This is a genomic window from Rufibacter aurantiacus (assembly GCF_017916345.1).
GTDB classification, from domain to species: domain Bacteria; phylum Bacteroidota; class Bacteroidia; order Cytophagales; family Hymenobacteraceae; genus Nibribacter; species Nibribacter roseolus.
Genome location: NZ_JAFMSV010000004.1, coordinates 630,798 through 646,886 on the forward strand (window position 1 = coordinate 630,798; position 16,089 = coordinate 646,886).

Consider the following 16,089-nt stretch of genomic DNA (forward strand, 5'->3'; position numbering starts at 1 on the left):
TAAACGGGTACGCCAGGAATTTGTTTTTAAAGAAGGCCGGTTTTAATGAGGATGCATAAAAAATCCCCGCCGGGAAGACGGCGGGGAAAAAGGCAGAAAGTTAAAAAGGGAGTAAGCGGTGAGAGTAGCGGTTTTCTGTTTCAGGGCTGGTTTTAGAAAATCGGCTCTTAAACAGGAATGGAGAGGCGGCTACTCGGTTTTAAGCGCCCGCACTGGGTTAGAGAACGCCGCCCGCAACGCCTGCACGCTCACGGTGGTGAGGGCAATGAGGAGCGTCAGGGCGCCGGCCGCCAGGAACACCCAGTACCCTATGTTGATCCGGTACGAGAAGTCTTGCAGCCATTTGTCCATGAAGTAGTAGGAGATAGGGCCGGCAATGACAAAGGCGATCAAGACCAGTTTCACGAAATCGGCGGAGAAAAGGCCCACGATGCTCGCTGAGGAGGCCCCCAGCACTTTGCGAACGCCCACTTCCTTCGTGCGCTGCGCCACCATAAAGGACACCAACCCATACAAGCCCAGGCAACCGATGACAATGGCAATAAAGGAGAAGACCTTGAACAGGTGCGCCTGGCGCTGTTCCTCCTCGTAGAACCGGGCAATGGAATCATCAAAGAATTCATAGTAGAAGACGTCATCTGGGTAGGCGGTCAGCCATACGTTCTGCAGGTGGGCCAGGGCGGCTTTTGCGTTTTTCTGCTCTATTTTGGCGTTGAGATAGAAGTACACCTGGGTCATGGTGGACATGACCACCGGCGGAATCTCATTGCGTAGCGATGATAAGTGGTAGTTTTTGACCACGCCCACAATCTTGCCTTCGTTTTGGCCGCCGTTCACAAGCAGTTTTTTGCCTATTGCCTCCTGCGGATCTTTAACGCCCACTTTCTGAAGGAACGTCTCATTCACCACAAACTCCTGCATGGTATCGCTTTTCTCGTACATGCGGCCGGCCAGCAACGGAATACTGAACGTTTTCAGGTAGTTCTCATCGGCGAGCTTTAAGTTCACGCTGAAGTTGCGGTCCACAGAAAAGTCATCGTACTGGAAAGAGGAGTTCATGTCAATGTTGGCCGAGGGCGGCGCGATGGCAAATGAGGTGGACTTCACCGCAGAATGGGACTCCAGCTGTGGGCGCAGGGCCATCAGGTCTCCCGCCTTACCAGCCGGCACCGGAATGTTCACAATAGCCTCCTTGTCAAAACCCAGCGAGGCGCTCCGGAAATACTCCATCTGGTTGTGCACAATGATGGTGCAGATGATGAGGACCTGGCAAATGGTGAACTGTACCACCACCAGCGTGCGGCGCAGCGATAAACCTGCCACCCGGGCCGTAGCCACCTTGCTTTTGAGCGCAGAGATAGGCTGAAAGCCGGAGATTACCAGGGCTGGGTAAAAACCCGCGAAGAAAGTCACCGCCACCAGTACCGCCAGCAAAAAGAGCAGCATCTGCGGGTCATGCAAAATGGAGAAAGAAATCTGCAACTCCAGTAACTGGTTCAGGAAAGGCAGCAGCAACTCGGCAAACACTACTGACAGCAGCAGGGCCACCAAGGTGATGAGCCCGGTCTCGCAGAGGAATTGCGTCATAAGCTGCGGTTTGCTGGCGCCCAATACTTTGCGCATGCCTACCTCTTTGGACCGGCGCAGGGCCTGGGCGGTAGCCAGATTCACGAAATTGATGGACGCCACCAGCACCAGGAACATGCCAATCAGACCCAGGGCCCAGAGCGTGGTCTTGCTGATGGTGCGGCTGCTGAGCGTGCCATATTCATCATCAAAGTGCATCTGCAGTAAGGGCTGGAAGATGTACCGTTCCTTCTCGCCGGGCGAGATGCGCCGGTACTTAGACGTGATCTGGTTGAGCCGGTCCTCGGCCTGCTTCAAAGAAGAACCCGGAGACATGGCAAAGTACACCTGCTGGTTGCTGTTGGTGCTGTTCCAGGAATCGTTCATGAACGTGTTGATCTTCTTGGAAGACTCATAGTCTATGAGCATGAGGTAAGGCAGGTCTGTGTTCTCCGGGGCGTCTGGGATCACGCCGGTTACCTTCAGGTTCACCACGTTGTCCATGCGCAGGACCTTGCCCACGGGGTTCTCACCGGGGAAATACCGGTTGGCAATGCTTTGGGTGAGCAGCACAGTGTTTACGTCTTTCAGGGCCTGTCTGGCGTTGACGCTGCCGGTAGGAAAATCGAACAGGTCAAAAAAGGCAGGCTCCACAAACAGCACGTTTTTCTCTTCCCTGAACTTCTTGGCCGGCACTTTATCATTGTTAGACAGCACCGTAAAGGTGCCGCCCTCGGTGTTGTACAGGTGCGTGGCCGGGGAAAGCTCGGGCAGAGAAGCCTTGATGGTGGCCAGCATTGGGAAAGGAGTACCAGCGTTGGTCTCTGGACCATTGGCGGTGAGTTTGTCTACGTTGATGCGGTAGATGCGGTCTGCCTTGCTGTGGAAGGTGTCATAGCTGAGCTCGTGCCGGATGACCAGGTATAGCAGCAGACTGCAGGTGATGCCCAGGGCCAGGCCTATCACATTGAGCATAGTATACCCCAGGTTGCGGCGCAGGGTACGCACCGCAACTAAAAAATAGTTTTTGAACATGGCTACCGGGCTTACAGGATGGCGAGCTCTTTCACATTCTCAGAGATGATCTGACCGTCAAACAGGTTCACAATGCGGTGGGCATAGTCGGCATCGGTGGGGGAGTGGGTTACCATCACAATGGTGGTGCCTTGCTCGTTGAGGCTGCTCAGGAGCTGCATCACTTCCTGGCCGTGGGCCGAGTCCAGGTTACCGGTGGGCTCATCCGCCAGGAGTAATTTAGGTTTGGACACCACGGCGCGGGCGATGGCCACCCGTTGCTGCTGACCGCCCGAGAGCTGCTGCGGGAAGTGGTTGCGGCGGTGCGCGATCTGCATCTGCTCCAGCACCTGCTCCACCCGCTGTTTGCGCTCGGCGTTGCCCACCTTCAGGTAAATCAAAGGCAGTTCCACGTTCTCGTACACCGTCAGTTCATCAATGAGGTTGAAGCTCTGGAAAACGAAGCCCAGGTGCTCTTTGCGCAGGTTGGCGCGCTGGCGCTCACTGAACCTAGAGATCTCCTTATCCAGAAAATAGAACTCGCCGCTGGTGGGGTTGTCCAGTAACCCGATGATGTTGAGCAGCGTGGATTTCCCACAGCCCGATGGTCCCATGATAGCCACGAACTCGCCCTGGCGCACTTGCAGGTTCACATTCACCAACGCGGTGGTCTCCACCTCATCGGTGGTATATTTCTTCTGAAGATTGACGGTCTTTAACATATCTTTTAATTGCTTATTGCTGGTTGTTGATTGTTATATCGCTTATTGTTCTTCTCGTTTTGATCGTTCCCTTTGAAGGGGGTAGGAGGATGATAACTCTTGCTGATCAATCATTCCCGAGGTTCATTATCTAATCTTTTATTCAACTGCTTTTCAGTTCTTCAACTGCCTGTTCCCATGGCCTGTCCCCTGACAGGCCATTTTCGATTTTCTGTTTCGATCTGTCAGGGGACAGACCGAGGGGAGGCTTTTGGGTTCTTTTCGCGTCTTTGTCATCCCCCTACCCCCTTCAAAGGGGGACGGAATGCGTGTGTTCTTCAACTCAGAACTCAGGACTATTTAAGCTCCAGCTTATCCTTATCATTGAAGGCGTCATAGGAGGAGACAATCACCTGCTCGCCAGGTTTCAGGCCTTCCAGGACCTCGTAGTACTCTGGGTTCTGGCGGCCCAGCCGGATGCTGCGTTTAGAGGCTACTTTTCCGGATTCATCCAGCACGTAGGCCCAGGCGCCACCAGTGCTCTGGTAGAAGCCGCCTCTTGGGAGCAATACCGCCGGGGCCGGGTCAGAGAGCTGCAACCTGATCTGCAGGGTCTGTCCGCGCCGGATGCCTTCCGGTACCTTGCCAATGAATTTCATGTCAATGGGGAAGCGGCCGTTGGTCACCTCAGAGTATACCAGGGCAATCTCCAGCGGGTAAGTCTGGCCGTTGTAGGTGAAGGAGCCCTGCTGGCCAGCGAACACGCGGCTCACGTAGTGCTGGTCCAGTTCGGCCTTCACTTTGAAGCCGCTCAGATCATCTATCTGGCCAATCACCTGCCCAGACTGCACCGGAGTACCCAACTCTACCTGAATAGAGGAAAGCTGCCCTGAGATAGGTGCTTTGATGTAGAGGTTCTTGAGGTTGTCTTCCATCATGTGCAGGTTGCGGCTGGTGCGCGCAATGGTGGTTTCCAGTTGGGCAATCTGCTGGCGGGCGTTGTTCTCCTCAAACTTCTGCGATTCCTGCTCAATGGCCCGCTCGGCCTTGAGGCGCTCATACTCTCTCTTGAAATTAAAGAACTCCTGCTGAGAAACTGCTTTGGCCTCGTAGAGGGCAATGTTGCGCTCATACATATCCTTGGCGGCGTCTACCTGCGCGTCTAAGGTGGCCAGGCGGCGACGAAGATTGAATTTGTTCTGCTGCAGGCTCAGTTTAGAGTTCTGCAGGTTGTTGATGAGGTCATTCATGAGGGTTTCCTGGTTCATGAAGTCCAGCACTAGGCGGTTATTGGTGAGTTTCAGGATGGGGTCGCCTTGTTTCACCGGCTTGCCGCCCTCCAGGTACTTCTCGTCCACGGTGCCGCCTTCCACCGCCGGGATTAGAATGGTTTTGATGGGGTGCACGGTGCCATCTACCGGAATAAACTCCTGGAAAGAACCCTGGCTCACAGTGGCCATGGTGATCTTCTGGCTTTCCACGTTCAGCTTAGAGCTGTTATCGGCGAAGGCGATGAAGTAGGTGACCAGGGCTACGAGCAGGATGCCCCCTATGTAGGCTGCTATTTTCTTGGGCGTCCAACGCTTCTTTTCTATGATACGGTCCATGGTGTTAAAGCAATTTTGTTATTCTCTCCCAATTGCTGTGCCGGGTTTATAAAATGCTGTAAATCAATAAAATATGAATTCATGTGTAGCGAAGAGTGTCCGCTGGCGTACACTTTTTGTTCATGCCCGAACATTCCCCGGGCAAAGCGTGCAGCCACCCGGGGTTTCCTGCGTCTTTTCTGGGAAACAGGCCAAAAGCAGCTTCGCTTCCCGGATAAGGGAGTGATAACCTGACCGTAGCCTAGCCAGGTCTTTCCTCAACTTGAGCGCGATTTCCTGCAAAAATCCGGCAGCGGGCAATTTCCCATCTCGTCTCACCTAAACCCTAAATATACCATGAAGAAACTGTTCGCCGCTTTACTGTTTTCTTTCTCCCTCTCGGCTGGTTGGGCGCAGTGCGTGTCCACGGAGCAGGACAAGGCCGGGGTAACCGCTGCCTGCCAAGACTACATTCAGGCCTTTTACAAGGCAGACACCACCATTGCCTACCGCAGCGTGCATCCCTTGCTGCAGAAGCGCGGTTTCTCCTATTCGGCCGCGAACCAGGCCTATTCAAAACAACTGGAGATGCCTTTCCCGGCCTTGGTGAGTCTGGCTAAACGGTGGAATGCCGACGGCAAGCAGGCCAATGAGAACTCGGTGCAGAAAGTACAGATCCTGGATATCTGCGATAAAACCGCCTCGGCGAAAGTAACCGCCGTGTGGGGCATTGACTACATCCACCTGGTGAAAGAACAAGGCAAGTGGTGGGTCATGAACGTGCTGTGGCAGTCTGTGCGGCAACAAAAGCTATAGGTTTGCTCTGTTGCTTTTAGCCCTGTTTCCGGAAAAATATCCCGGAAACAGGGCTTTCTTTGTTGTTGATAGGTTGTGTTTGGGTGAAGGTCAAGCCGCTGGGGCAAATAGCGATTGGGTGGCAGGCCTACAGCCTGCCGAGGCAGTTTTTCTGTGGTTTAAAGTACTTTAGATAAGCGCTGCTCAGACCAGAGAAAAATATTTCGAAACTTTTAGGCATAATTATATGTATGTACATTAAATGTATATACATTTGTGCATAGGATTTCAATAACCGAGCTAAAAAGTAGACTTTAACCTTTTAAAATCAAAATCATGGCAACTACCAAATGGGCAGTAGACCCAATGCACTCAGAAGTACAGTTCAAAGTGAAACACTTGATGATCACCACTGTGACGGGTTATTTCCAGAGCTTCAACGTGGAGGCGGAGACCGAGGATGAGCAGTTTACCAGCGCCAGCAGCGTAGTGTTCTCCGCCGATGTGAACTCCATCAACACCAACAACGAGCAGCGCGACACCCACCTGAAATCAGCTGATTTCTTTGATGCGGAAAATCACGGCGAGATCCGGTTTGTGGGCAACAAATACGAGAACGTAGGCGGCGATGATTACCAACTGCACGGCGATTTGACCATAAGAGGCATCACCAAGCCAGTGACGGTGAAAGTGGAGTTCGGGGGTATTGTGATAGATCCTTACGGCCAGACTAAAGCTGGTTTCACAGTAACAGGTAAAATCAGCCGCAAAGAGTTCGGGCTTACCTGGAACGCCGTAACCGAGGCGGGCAGCGTGGTAGTAAGCGACGAGATCAAACTGCAGGCCGAGATCCAGTTGGTGAAACAAGGTTAAGGCGCTGCCGGAAACCGAGGCTGCGGTTTCGGTTTCCGGTTAGTACAATCTGTTCCTTTTCGGGTTTCGCTCGTACAAACATCATTAAATAGACCTAAAATGCAATTTGAAAGATATAACCCCGCTGACCGAGGCCTCAAAGACCTGGGTTGGCTGAAGAGCAATTTCATCTTCAGTTTCTCTAGCCACTACAACCCGGTGCGGGCGGGTTTTGGGTTGCTGCGGGTATTCAATGATGACTACGTGCAGCCCGAGAACGGTTTCGGCATCCATCCGCACGCCAACATGGAAATCATCTCGGTGATGCTATCGGGGTCCATGAACCACATAGACTCATTGGGCTACAAAGAGGTGGTGCACAAAGATTGGGTGCAGATCATGAGCGCGGGCAGCGGCTTGCGCCACGAGGAACACAACGTGGGCCAGGACGAGGTGAATTTTCTGCAGATCTGGATTGAGCCCAAGCTGCAGAACATCACGCCCCGCTACCAGCGCCGGTTCTTCCCGGAGGAAAAGCGGCTGAACCAGCTGGTCACCATCGTGAGCAACGAGGAAGGCCAGGCCCACTGCTGGATAAACCAGAACGCGAAGCTTTCCCTGGGTTCTTTTGAACAGGGGCAGCCGCTCACGTATTCCTTCAACCCGCTGAACAAAGGCGTGTTCGTCTTCAACATCAGCGGTACGCTTCAGGTAAATGGCCAGACGCTGAACCAGCGCGACGCGGTAGGCATCTGGGAGACAGATAAGTTAGATTTCAGCTTTTCAACCGATAGCAAATTCCTCCTCATAGAGGTGCCTATCAATCACTAAGCCATCATGGAAAACAGAATATTAGGCCTGCACCATATCACGGCTATTGCCAGAAAGGCCAAAAAGAACGTGGACTTCTACACCAAAGTGCTGGGTCTGCGCCTGCTCAAAAAGACTGTCAACTTTGACGATCCGGGTACCTACCACCTGTACTACGGCGATGAGCGCGGCAGTGCGGGCACCATCCTGACGTTCTTCCCCTACGAAGACGCCCGCCGCGGCAGCGCCGGCACCGGTATGGCCACCAACATCGGCTACTCCGTGCCAGAGGGCAGCTTTGATTTCTGGATTGACCGCTTTGAGAAGCACAACGTCATCTACAACAAGCCCTCAGAGAAATTCGGGGAGCAGTACCTCACGTTCTTGGACCCCGATGGCCTGAAACTGGAGCTGGTAATCCCTAAAAATCCGGACAACCGCCTGGCCTGGGAAACCGACGAGATCAAAGCCAACGTGGCCACCAAAGGTTTCCACAGCGTAACCCTTACCCTGCGCGACATCAAAGGCACCGCCGCCGTCCTCACCGATGTGTTTGGCTACACCTTGCAGGAGAAAAGCGGTAACCGTTACCGCTACATCACCGATGCGGTGGAGCACGCAGCCATCATTGACCTGGTGGAGCTGCCCAACGAGGCCCGCGGCATCGGCGGGGCCGGTACCAACCACCACATCGCCTTTAGGGTGAAAGACGAGGAAACCCTCATGGCGTTCCGGCAGAAAGTGGCCAAGGCTGGTCTTAACATCACCGAAAAGATTGACCGCAACTACTTCTATTCGCTTTACTTTAGGGAGCCGGGCGGTGTGCTGTTTGAGATTGCCACTGATAACCCGGGTTTTGGTATTGACGAGTCCTGGGACCAGTTGGGCTCCAGCCTGCTGTTACCGCCACAATATGAGTCGCACCGCGCCGAGATTGAAGCGGTTCTGCCAAGCCTGGACTAAGTTAGTTTAGGATCAAATCTCCCGAAACAGTTTTAGGGCCGTTTCGGGAAAAACAGACCCAGAATGGAAGTATTCAACATCACCCGCGTGTACGCGGATGAAAGCGGCGAGAGCCATTTTGCCCAACTTGCCAAGCCCCTGCGCTCCGCAGGGGATATTGGCTTTTTGTCTGATCCCGAGGAAGTGGAAAGCATCATCTTCCGGAAGGTGCTGCCCAGCTATGACTATGACTTCCACTGCGCGCCTGCCCGGCAATACATTGTGCTGCTGGACGGCGAGATTGAGATAGAAACCTCTCTGGGCGAGAAACGGCAGTTCAAAGCCGGAGACATTCTGCTGGTGGAAGACACCAATGGCAAAGGACACCGCACCAGAAACCTGTTACCCGCGGTTAGGAACTCCATTTTTGTTACCTTGAAACCATAATAGCAGTTTACCCATCATTCTAAATAAACACACATGAAACTGGTAGTAGTATCTGGGAGTGCCCGCCCGCAGCGGCAGTCACACCAGGTGGCGTTGGAAGTGGGGAGAAGACTGGAAGCAAAAGGACACAGCGTTCATCTGCTGGACGTGCGGGAACTCAATTTCCCGCTGCTGGAAAACATCTTTGACAAAACCCCCAATCCTTCTGATCTGATGAAGGAAACCAGCGCCGCCATTGCCCAGAGCGATGGCCTGGTGATTGTGTCGCCGGAGCATAACGGCAGCTATTCCGGCGCTCTGAAAAACACTCTGGACTATTTCTACAAAGAGTATTTCCATAAGCCGTTCGGGATTGTGGCGGTCTCAGCAGGCATGCTGGGCGGAATCAACGCCGCCAAAAGCCTGCAGCACTACGCCCTAACCCTGAACGGGATTGTGCTGCCCAATGCGCTCCTCACGCCCAAAGTGCAGACGCTGTTCCAGGACGGGCAGTTGACCGATGCCGCGTACAGTGGGCGCCTGGATAAATTTCTGGAAGATTTTCTGTGGTTAGGGCAGGCCATTCAGGCCACCCAGGTTAACCAGGTTATACAATAAAGCTGCCTATGTACACGCACGAAAGACACGTCATCACCCACGGCAAGCCTTTGTCCCAGACGGGCAAGGCCCTGATCATGATCCACGGACGGGGTGCCTCGGCAGAGAGCATTCTGTCGCTCGCTGATTACCTGCCGGTAGCGGATTTCTCGCTGTTTGCCCCGCAGGCCACGAACCACAGTTGGTACCCCTACAGCTTCATGGCGCCCACAGAGCAAAACCAACCGGCGCTGGACTCGGCCCTGGAGCAGATCCATGACCTGGTGAAATCCATGGCGGGCGAGGGAATCAGCAGCCAGAACATCTATTTGCTGGGCTTCTCGCAGGGGGCCTGCCTCACCGCCGAGTACGCCGCTAGAAACGCCCAGCCCTTTGGCGGTCTGTTCCTTTTCACCGGCGGGTTGATAGGTCCGCAACTGAACACCAGCCACTACAAAGGCGATTTCAAAAATACCCCCGTTCTGATTACCACCGGTGACCCAGACCCCCACGTGCCCGTGAGCCGGGTAGAGGAGACGGTGAAAACCTTGGAAGCGCACGGCGCGGTGGTTACCAAAAAGATCTACAGAGGCCGGCCGCATACCATTCTGCAGGAAGAGCTGGAACTGGCGAAAGAAATCCTGACCAGAACCCAGGAGAGTGAATAATCTTCTTATCTTAGAGAGAAAGAACCCTCTGAATGGAACAGGAGATCAAAAACAACACGGCTAAACATCAGTTTGAGACCACCATTGAAGGCAAAACCGCCCTGGTGAGTTATAAGCTGAAAGACAACGTTATGACCGTACTGCACACCGAGGTGCCCGAAGAGCTGGAGGGCCGGGGCATTGCAGCGGCCTTGTCCAAACAGGTGCTGGAGTACCTGAAAAAAGAGAACATGGAGCTGATTCCGCTGTGCCCGTACATGGCGGCTTACCTGAAAAAACACCCCGAGTACCAATCGCTGGTGAAAAAGTAAGGAGCGGTGCGCTCCAGGCAAGCCGCAGGTTTTATCTGTAACCGTTAACGCTTAAGCAGGATGAACGTGCAGGTAGATTTCAAAGGCGAGAAAGAAGTTTCAATAGCAGATGGCCAGACCCTGTTGGAGGCTTCCCTGGCGGCGGGTATCCCGCATTACCATGCCTGCGGCGGAAAAGGGCAGTGCACCACTTGCCGTGTGCTGGTGCTGAACGGCGCTGAGCAGCTCTCTGAGGTAAACAGCTGCGAAAGGCTGGTGCGGGAAGTGCGCAAACTCCCCGATAATGTCCGACTGGCCTGCCAGACCAACGTGAGGGGAGAGGGCGTGCAGGTGCACAGGCTCATCAAAGATGACATAGATCGCTTCATCTTCATCAACGGAATCAAGGAAGACCCTTCAGAGGCCATAGGGAAACGGCGCAAAATGGCCCTGTTCTTCATTGACATCCGCAATTTCACGCCCTTCATGGAAGCCAACCTTCCGTTTGACGTGATCCACATCATGCGCCGCATTATCACCCTCTTTAGAAATGCCATTGAGCATTACGGCGGTAAGATCATAGACACCGCCGGCGATGGCGTGTATGCCGTCTTCGGACTGGACACGAACATCAAGATGGCCACCGAGTCGGCGGTATTTGCCGGGATTAAGATCCTGGAGGATGTCAAGATCTTCAACAACACTTACATGCGGGCCTATTTCAACCACTTCTTTGAGGTAGGCATTGGCCTGCACGTGGGCCAGGTGATCTACGGCAACGTGGGCATCGGGCTGAACAACAGCCTCTCGGTGATGGGTTTCCCGGTGAACGTAGCGGCGCGCCTCCAGGCTGCCACCAAAGAACTGAACAACAGCTTCGTGATCTCTGAGGCCGCCTACGGGATGCTAAGGAATCCTCCTTTCTCCGTCAGGACCGCTAAAATCAACCTCAAAGGCGTGAGTAATGCCTTTGAAGTCATGCTCATCGGGAAGCCCTACCAAAACGCCGCCGCTGCCACCGTTAAGGCTGATTAAGTGCCGCAGTAAAAACATCCGATTTAAGCTTGTTTTCTAGATAAGAGGACCTAAAACAGAGGTTGTGCATCATAAGAATGTAGGGGCAACCCCTTGTGGTTGCCCTTGCGCATGCCACGGACATTGGGATTGTTGGTGATAACGCCAACAACGGCGGCAACAGATGATAAAAGACAACTTCTTGCACGCATATCGTCCCCCTTTGAAGGGGGTAGGGGGATGATTTCTCGTGCTGAGCATGGCTTTCCAGAGAGTCAAATTCTTATTCTATGGCGCGGAAGTTACTTCCGTGGCTTCGGTGCCATTGAAATTTCTGCTCTGTAGAGAAGCCAACGGTTCTTTAGGCGCCTTTGTCATCCCCCTACCCCCTTCAAAGGGGGACGATATGCGTGTTCTCTAAAGAAGGAGATTGGCGTTTTCCTGCCGTTGTGGGTGTTATCACTAAGGATCAGAATTCAAGAGGAATGCGCATGGGCAACCACAAGGGATTGCCCCTACATCTGCAATTTTCCATCTATTGAAATCATGCACTGCCTTATCTCCTTCCTTCTCAACTGTTCACCAGCGGACACTTTTTTGTTCAGCCCTGAACACCACGCTATCCGGGGATTTTGTAAATTCACCTTGCCAGCCCAGAAAGCGCCTTTTGCCGGGTATGGCACAGTTTAGGTGTACTTTATACAAAACGTAACCAAAACCCGTGGAACAGAGCCTAGGTAAGATCCTGATCATAGACGACAACGAGGACATTCTTTTCTCAGCCAAGATGCTGTTGAAGAAGTATGCCCAGCAGGTGCTTATTGAGAAAGACCCGCGCAAGATCCCGTTCCTGCTCAACCAGGATACCTATGACCTCATTCTGCTGGACATGAATTTCATGGAAGACACCACCAGCGGCAATGAGGGCTTTTACTGGCTGAAGGAGATCCTGACCAAAGACCCCAGCGCGGTGGTCATCATGATCACGGCTTTCGGGGATGTGGAGATGGCGGTACGGGCCCTGAAAGAAGGCGCCACCGATTTCGTGCTCAAGCCCTGGCAGAACGAGAAACTTATCGCTACCTTATCCGCCGCTTCTAAGCTCAAGACTTCCTACAAAGAGATTTCAACGCTGAAGAAAACCAACCGCGCGCTGGCCTCGCAGCTGAGCCAGGACGTGAATCTGGTGACGGGCCAGAGCCCCGCCATGCAGCAACTGTTGCACCTCATGAACCGCGTGGCTAAAACCGATGCCGATGTTCTGCTCTTGGGCGAGAACGGGACGGGCAAGGAAGTCATTGCCAGAAGCCTGCACCAACAATCGGCCCGCGCCGATAAGGTGTTCATCTCCGTGGACATGGGTTCTTTGACGGAGACCTTGTTTGAAAGCGAGCTCTTCGGGCACAAGAAAGGCGCGTTTACCGATGCGAAGGAAGACCGCGTGGGCCGTTTTGAGATGGCCAACGGCGGCACGTTGTTCCTGGACGAGATTGGCAACCTGTCCCTGGCCATGCAGGCCAAACTGCTCACCGTTTTGCAGCGTCGTGAGGTCATCAGGGTAGGGACCGGGCAGCCTATTCCCATCAATGTGCGGTTGATCTGCGCCACCAACATGCCCCTGCAGCAGATGGTGCAGCAGGGGCGTTTCCGGCAGGACTTGCTGTACCGCATCAATACCATTGAATTGAATTTGCCGGCGCTGCGCGATCGTTTGGAGGATCTGCCGCTGCTGGTAGACCATTTCCTGAAACGCTACGCCCAGAAGTACAAGCAGCCTGCCAAGTCGGTCTCCGCGGCGGCGCTGGAGCGGCTGAAAAGGTATGACTGGCCGGGCAACATCCGGGAGTTGGAGCACGTGCTGGAGCGCGCTTCCATCATTTCAGAAAACCACGTGCTGCAGCCCCAGGACTTTTTTTTCCTGCAGATGCAACAGCCTTCTTTTGCTGAAAACGTGCCCCAAACGCATAACCTGGATGAGGTGGAGCGTGCCACGGTAGTCAAAGCGATGGGCAAGTACGACGGCAACATCTCCAAAGCCGCCAAAGAACTGGGCTTGTCCCGCGCATCCTTGTACCGCCGCCTGGAGAAATATGGGCTTTAAGAACTTCCGGTTTCAGGTCATTTTGCGGGTGCTGCTGCTGGTGGTTTCCGTGTTCCTGTTTTTCCGGCTCGATTTCAAGTCTTCGCTGGTGGCTACGCAGGTAGCGATGGGCGTCTTGATTGTGGTGCAGACCGTGGCCCTGATCCTGTTTATTGAAAACACTACTGAGCGGCTCATCAAATTCCTGAACACCATCAAGTACGATGATTTCTCAGAGGTTTTCTCCTCGCGCGGTGAGGGCAAAGTCTTTGACGAACTCTACCAGCGCTACAACGAGGTCATCCGGAAGTTCCGCGACATCCGCTCTGAGAAGGAGGCCACTACGCAGTACTACCAAACGGTGGTGCAGCACATCGGCATCGGCATCATCACGTTCAGGAAAACGGGCGAGATTCAGCTCATCAACAACGCGGCCAAGCGGCTACTGCAGGTTTCGCAGCTTTCCCACGTGGAACATCTTAAGGATGAGGCGCCCCAACTGGTGGAGCAGTTGCTGACTTTACCCGCCGGGCAGAGCAAGGTGCTGCAGTTAAAGCATGGCAAGGAGCGGGTGCCGGTGTCTTTGTTTGTGGTGGATCTGGTCATGCGCGGCGATGATTTCCGGTTGGCCTCCATTCAGAACATCCAGCGGGAGCTGGAGGAGAAGGAGATGGAAGCCTGGCAGAACCTCATCAGGGTGCTCACCCACGAGATCATGAACTCCGTGACCCCAATTTCCTCGTTGGCGGGCAGCGTGGCCGCCGATATCCAGGACGTGCTGGAGGCGCAGACCAACGGACAGATTCTGTTGCAGCGCGAGGAAACCGAGGACATGGGCATGGCCCTGCAGACCATTGAGCGCCGAAGCCAGGGCCTGGTGCGTTTTGTGCAGGATTTCCGGAGCCTGGCGCGGGTACCCGTACCCAAAAAGCAGTTCTTCTCCGTGCCCGATATGCTCCGGCAACTGCAAACACTTTTCCAGGAAGAACTCATGCACGAGAACATCCTGCTACTGGTCAACTACCCCTCGGGCGGACTGCAGGTCCTCGCTGACCGCGAACTGGTGGAGCAGGTGCTCATCAACCTTATCCGGAACGCCATCCACGCCCTGGCTGACCAACCCACCAAAACCCTGCAGATAGAAGCCTTCCCCGACCAGGACAGCCGCGTGGTCATCCAGGTCACCGACAACGGGAGCGGCATTGCCGAGGAGGCCTTGGAGCAGATTTTCCTGCCTTTCTACACCACCAAAGCCACTGGCACCGGCATCGGGTTGAGTTTGTCCCGGCAGATCATGCGCCTGCACAAAGGCTCGCTCACGGTAAGTTCAGAGCTGGGGCAGGGCACCACGTTCACCATGCGTTTTTAGGCCGTTTTAGTTAAAGGATGTTAAAAACGGGGGGCTGTTTCTGATAGATGCGTATCTTTCCTGAGATAAGTTTCCGCTATGTTTCCCCCGGCCTTTAAACTCCCGCACCCGCTTAGTATCCTGGCATTGATGTTCCTGCTGTGGTGCGGCTTGGGCAGACCTGCGCATGGGCAGGCGGGGAGTTCTGCCAGCGTGGCCGGTACCGTGGTTGATGCCCAAACCAAGAAGCCGTTGGGCTTTGCCACTGTCTTCATCGCCCAAACCACCTACGGCACCAACTCCACCGAGAACGGCACCTTCAAGCTTTCTTCCCTGCCTGCGGGCACCCATGAACTGGTAGTGTCTTTCCTGGGCTACGAAACGCTGTCGCATAAATTCACTTTGCAGGCCGGGCAGCAGCTTTCCTTCAGGTTTGAGCTCGTGCCCAAGGCCAATGCGCTGCAGGAAATCGTCATCAGGCCAGACACCAACTGGAAACAGAACTACGCCATCTTTCTTAAGAACTTTATAGGGCAGACGGCCAACGCGGCCAAAACCGAGATCATCAACGCCGATGTGCTGTATTTCCATTTTGATCCTGAGGCGGGGTTGCTGACCGCCGAGGCCTCTAAACCATTGATCATAGAAAACAGGGCTTTGGGTTACCGGCTGCACTTTGTGCTGGAAGACTTCCAGGTGGACTTTGCCCATGGCCAGACGTTTCATGCCGGGTACCCCAGGTTTGAGGAGATGAAACCCCGCAGCAAGGCCCAGCAGAACCGCTGGGAAGAAGCCCGGCGCAAAGCCTACAATGGCTCACTCATGCATTTCACGCGCGCCCTTTACCAGAGAAACCTGGAGGCCGAGGGCTTCAACGTAAGAAGGCTGGAGCGGCGGCCCAATCCAAACCGGCCACCCGAGGCTGAGATTCAGGCCGGGCTGAACCGGGCCAGGGATCAGCAGATGGCTACCACCATAAAAATAAACAAGGGGAGCGCGCAGGAAGACAGCCTCAGTTACTGGAGCCGGATGGCCGGGCTGGACAAGACTGTGGCATATCTATACAAAGACCCTATTCCCTATGACCAGTTGATAGCCCCGGATGTCTCTGGCGATAGACTGCGGCTGCAGTTCAAGGATAATCTAAATGTGGTGTACACCAAAGAAAAGGAGGAGCCGGGTTTTGTAAACCAACGGGTTTTTTCTAAGCCTCGGCCGCCTGGCCTCCAGACCTCGCTGCTCACGTTAACGGAGCCCTACACTTTTATTGAGCCCAACGGCATGATCCTGAACCCTTACTCGCACCTGGTAGAAGGGTATTGGGGCTGGGAAAAGCTGGCCGAGATGCTGCCCCTGGACTATACGCCAAGCTCAAAATAGGCAATTCTGGCAGTGGCTTT

Annotated in this window: 15 protein-coding genes; 12 read left to right on the forward strand and 3 right to left on the reverse strand. The window is 54.1% G+C overall.

The window, feature by feature from the left end; genetic code table 11:
* Window positions 1–189 precede the first annotated feature (189 nt).
* The 3 genes from J3P34_RS17460 to J3P34_RS17470 form a co-directional block, all read right to left on the reverse strand.
* On the reverse strand, window positions 190–2,601 hold the full coding sequence (locus J3P34_RS17460) for an ABC transporter permease (RefSeq protein WP_210489895.1): 2,412 nt from the start codon (window positions 2,599–2,601) through the stop codon (window positions 190–192).
* An 11-nt stretch (window positions 2,602–2,612) separates the two neighbouring features.
* Entirely contained in the window at window positions 2,613–3,302 is a 690-nt protein-coding gene (locus J3P34_RS17465) for an ABC transporter ATP-binding protein (RefSeq protein WP_210489896.1), read from the reverse strand.
* Window positions 3,303–3,637: 335 nt separating this feature from the next.
* Complete coding sequence (locus J3P34_RS17470) at window positions 3,638–4,888, reverse strand: efflux RND transporter periplasmic adaptor subunit (protein ID WP_210489897.1); 1,251 nt, start codon at window positions 4,886–4,888, stop codon at window positions 3,638–3,640.
* A 336-nt stretch (window positions 4,889–5,224) separates the two neighbouring features.
* On the opposite strand from J3P34_RS17470, the gene J3P34_RS17475 reads away from it, so the two are divergent.
* From J3P34_RS17475 to J3P34_RS17530, 12 genes are all read left to right on the forward strand, one after another.
* A complete protein-coding gene (locus J3P34_RS17475; RefSeq protein ID WP_210489898.1) occupies window positions 5,225–5,683 on the forward strand; it encodes a nuclear transport factor 2 family protein in 459 nt (152 codons plus the stop codon).
* Window positions 5,684–5,998: 315 nt separating this feature from the next.
* A complete protein-coding gene (locus J3P34_RS17480; protein WP_210489899.1) occupies window positions 5,999–6,535 on the forward strand; it encodes a YceI family protein in 537 nt (178 codons plus the stop codon).
* Between the two features lie 99 nt (window positions 6,536–6,634).
* On the forward strand, window positions 6,635–7,345 hold the full coding sequence (locus J3P34_RS17485; protein WP_210489900.1) for a pirin family protein: 711 nt from the start codon (window positions 6,635–6,637) through the stop codon (window positions 7,343–7,345).
* A gap of 6 nt (window positions 7,346–7,351) precedes the next feature.
* On the forward strand, window positions 7,352–8,287 hold the full coding sequence (locus J3P34_RS17490) for a ring-cleaving dioxygenase (RefSeq protein ID WP_210489901.1): 936 nt from the start codon (window positions 7,352–7,354) through the stop codon (window positions 8,285–8,287).
* Between the two features lie 63 nt (window positions 8,288–8,350).
* A complete protein-coding gene (locus tag J3P34_RS17495; RefSeq protein WP_210489902.1) occupies window positions 8,351–8,713 on the forward strand; it encodes a cupin domain-containing protein in 363 nt (120 codons plus the stop codon).
* Between the two features lie 33 nt (window positions 8,714–8,746).
* Window positions 8,747–9,310 carry an NADPH-dependent FMN reductase gene (locus J3P34_RS17500; RefSeq protein WP_210462764.1) on the forward strand — a complete coding sequence of 188 codons (564 nt, stop codon included), beginning with the start codon at window positions 8,747–8,749 and terminating at the stop codon, window positions 9,308–9,310.
* Between the two features lie 8 nt (window positions 9,311–9,318).
* A complete protein-coding gene (locus J3P34_RS17505; protein ID WP_210489904.1) occupies window positions 9,319–9,957 on the forward strand; it encodes an alpha/beta hydrolase in 639 nt (212 codons plus the stop codon).
* A 32-nt stretch (window positions 9,958–9,989) separates the two neighbouring features.
* Window positions 9,990–10,268, forward strand: a complete 279-nt coding sequence (locus tag J3P34_RS17510; RefSeq protein ID WP_210462768.1) for a GNAT family N-acetyltransferase — start codon at window positions 9,990–9,992, stop codon at window positions 10,266–10,268.
* A gap of 60 nt (window positions 10,269–10,328) precedes the next feature.
* A complete protein-coding gene (locus J3P34_RS17515; protein WP_210489905.1) occupies window positions 10,329–11,282 on the forward strand; it encodes an adenylate/guanylate cyclase domain-containing protein in 954 nt (317 codons plus the stop codon).
* A 700-nt stretch (window positions 11,283–11,982) separates the two neighbouring features.
* The gene (locus tag J3P34_RS17520; RefSeq protein ID WP_210489906.1) at window positions 11,983–13,362 is read left to right on the forward strand and encodes a sigma-54-dependent transcriptional regulator; all 1,380 of its coding nucleotides are present in this window, start codon (window positions 11,983–11,985) and stop codon (window positions 13,360–13,362) included.
* Window positions 13,352–14,710, forward strand: coding sequence for a sensor histidine kinase (locus J3P34_RS17525; protein ID WP_210489907.1), 1,359 nt, complete (start codon window positions 13,352–13,354; stop codon window positions 14,708–14,710). Before J3P34_RS17520 ends, J3P34_RS17525 begins: the two co-directional genes overlap by 11 nt.
* A gap of 78 nt (window positions 14,711–14,788) precedes the next feature.
* Entirely contained in the window at window positions 14,789–16,069 is a 1,281-nt protein-coding gene (locus J3P34_RS17530; protein WP_210489908.1) for a carboxypeptidase-like regulatory domain-containing protein, read from the forward strand.
* Window positions 16,070–16,089 lie beyond the last annotated feature (20 nt).

What these genes read in the sequence shown, in the direction of transcription:
- J3P34_RS17460 (WP_210489895.1), bottom strand. Translation starts at nt 2,601, where the DNA reads ATGTTCAAAAACTATTTTTTAGTTGCGGTGCGTACCCTGCGCCGCAAC.
- J3P34_RS17465 (WP_210489896.1), bottom strand. Translation starts at nt 3,302, where the DNA reads ATGTTAAAGACCGTCAATCTTCAGAAGAAATATACCACCGATGAGGTG.
- J3P34_RS17470 (WP_210489897.1), bottom strand. Translation starts at nt 4,888, where the DNA reads ATGGACCGTATCATAGAAAAGAAGCGTTGGACGCCCAAGAAAATAGCA.
- J3P34_RS17475 (WP_210489898.1), top strand. Translation starts at nt 5,225, where the DNA reads ATGAAGAAACTGTTCGCCGCTTTACTGTTTTCTTTCTCCCTCTCGGCT.
- J3P34_RS17480 (WP_210489899.1), top strand. Translation starts at nt 5,999, where the DNA reads ATGGCAACTACCAAATGGGCAGTAGACCCAATGCACTCAGAAGTACAG.
- J3P34_RS17485 (WP_210489900.1), top strand. Translation starts at nt 6,635, where the DNA reads ATGCAATTTGAAAGATATAACCCCGCTGACCGAGGCCTCAAAGACCTG.
- J3P34_RS17490 (WP_210489901.1), top strand. Translation starts at nt 7,352, where the DNA reads ATGGAAAACAGAATATTAGGCCTGCACCATATCACGGCTATTGCCAGA.
- J3P34_RS17495 (WP_210489902.1), top strand. Translation starts at nt 8,351, where the DNA reads ATGGAAGTATTCAACATCACCCGCGTGTACGCGGATGAAAGCGGCGAG.
- J3P34_RS17500 (WP_210462764.1), top strand. Translation starts at nt 8,747, where the DNA reads ATGAAACTGGTAGTAGTATCTGGGAGTGCCCGCCCGCAGCGGCAGTCA.
- J3P34_RS17505 (WP_210489904.1), top strand. Translation starts at nt 9,319, where the DNA reads ATGTACACGCACGAAAGACACGTCATCACCCACGGCAAGCCTTTGTCC.
- J3P34_RS17510 (WP_210462768.1), top strand. Translation starts at nt 9,990, where the DNA reads ATGGAACAGGAGATCAAAAACAACACGGCTAAACATCAGTTTGAGACC.
- J3P34_RS17515 (WP_210489905.1), top strand. Translation starts at nt 10,329, where the DNA reads ATGAACGTGCAGGTAGATTTCAAAGGCGAGAAAGAAGTTTCAATAGCA.
- J3P34_RS17525 (WP_210489907.1), top strand. Translation starts at nt 13,352, where the DNA reads ATGGGCTTTAAGAACTTCCGGTTTCAGGTCATTTTGCGGGTGCTGCTG.
- J3P34_RS17530 (WP_210489908.1), top strand. Translation starts at nt 14,789, where the DNA reads ATGTTTCCCCCGGCCTTTAAACTCCCGCACCCGCTTAGTATCCTGGCA.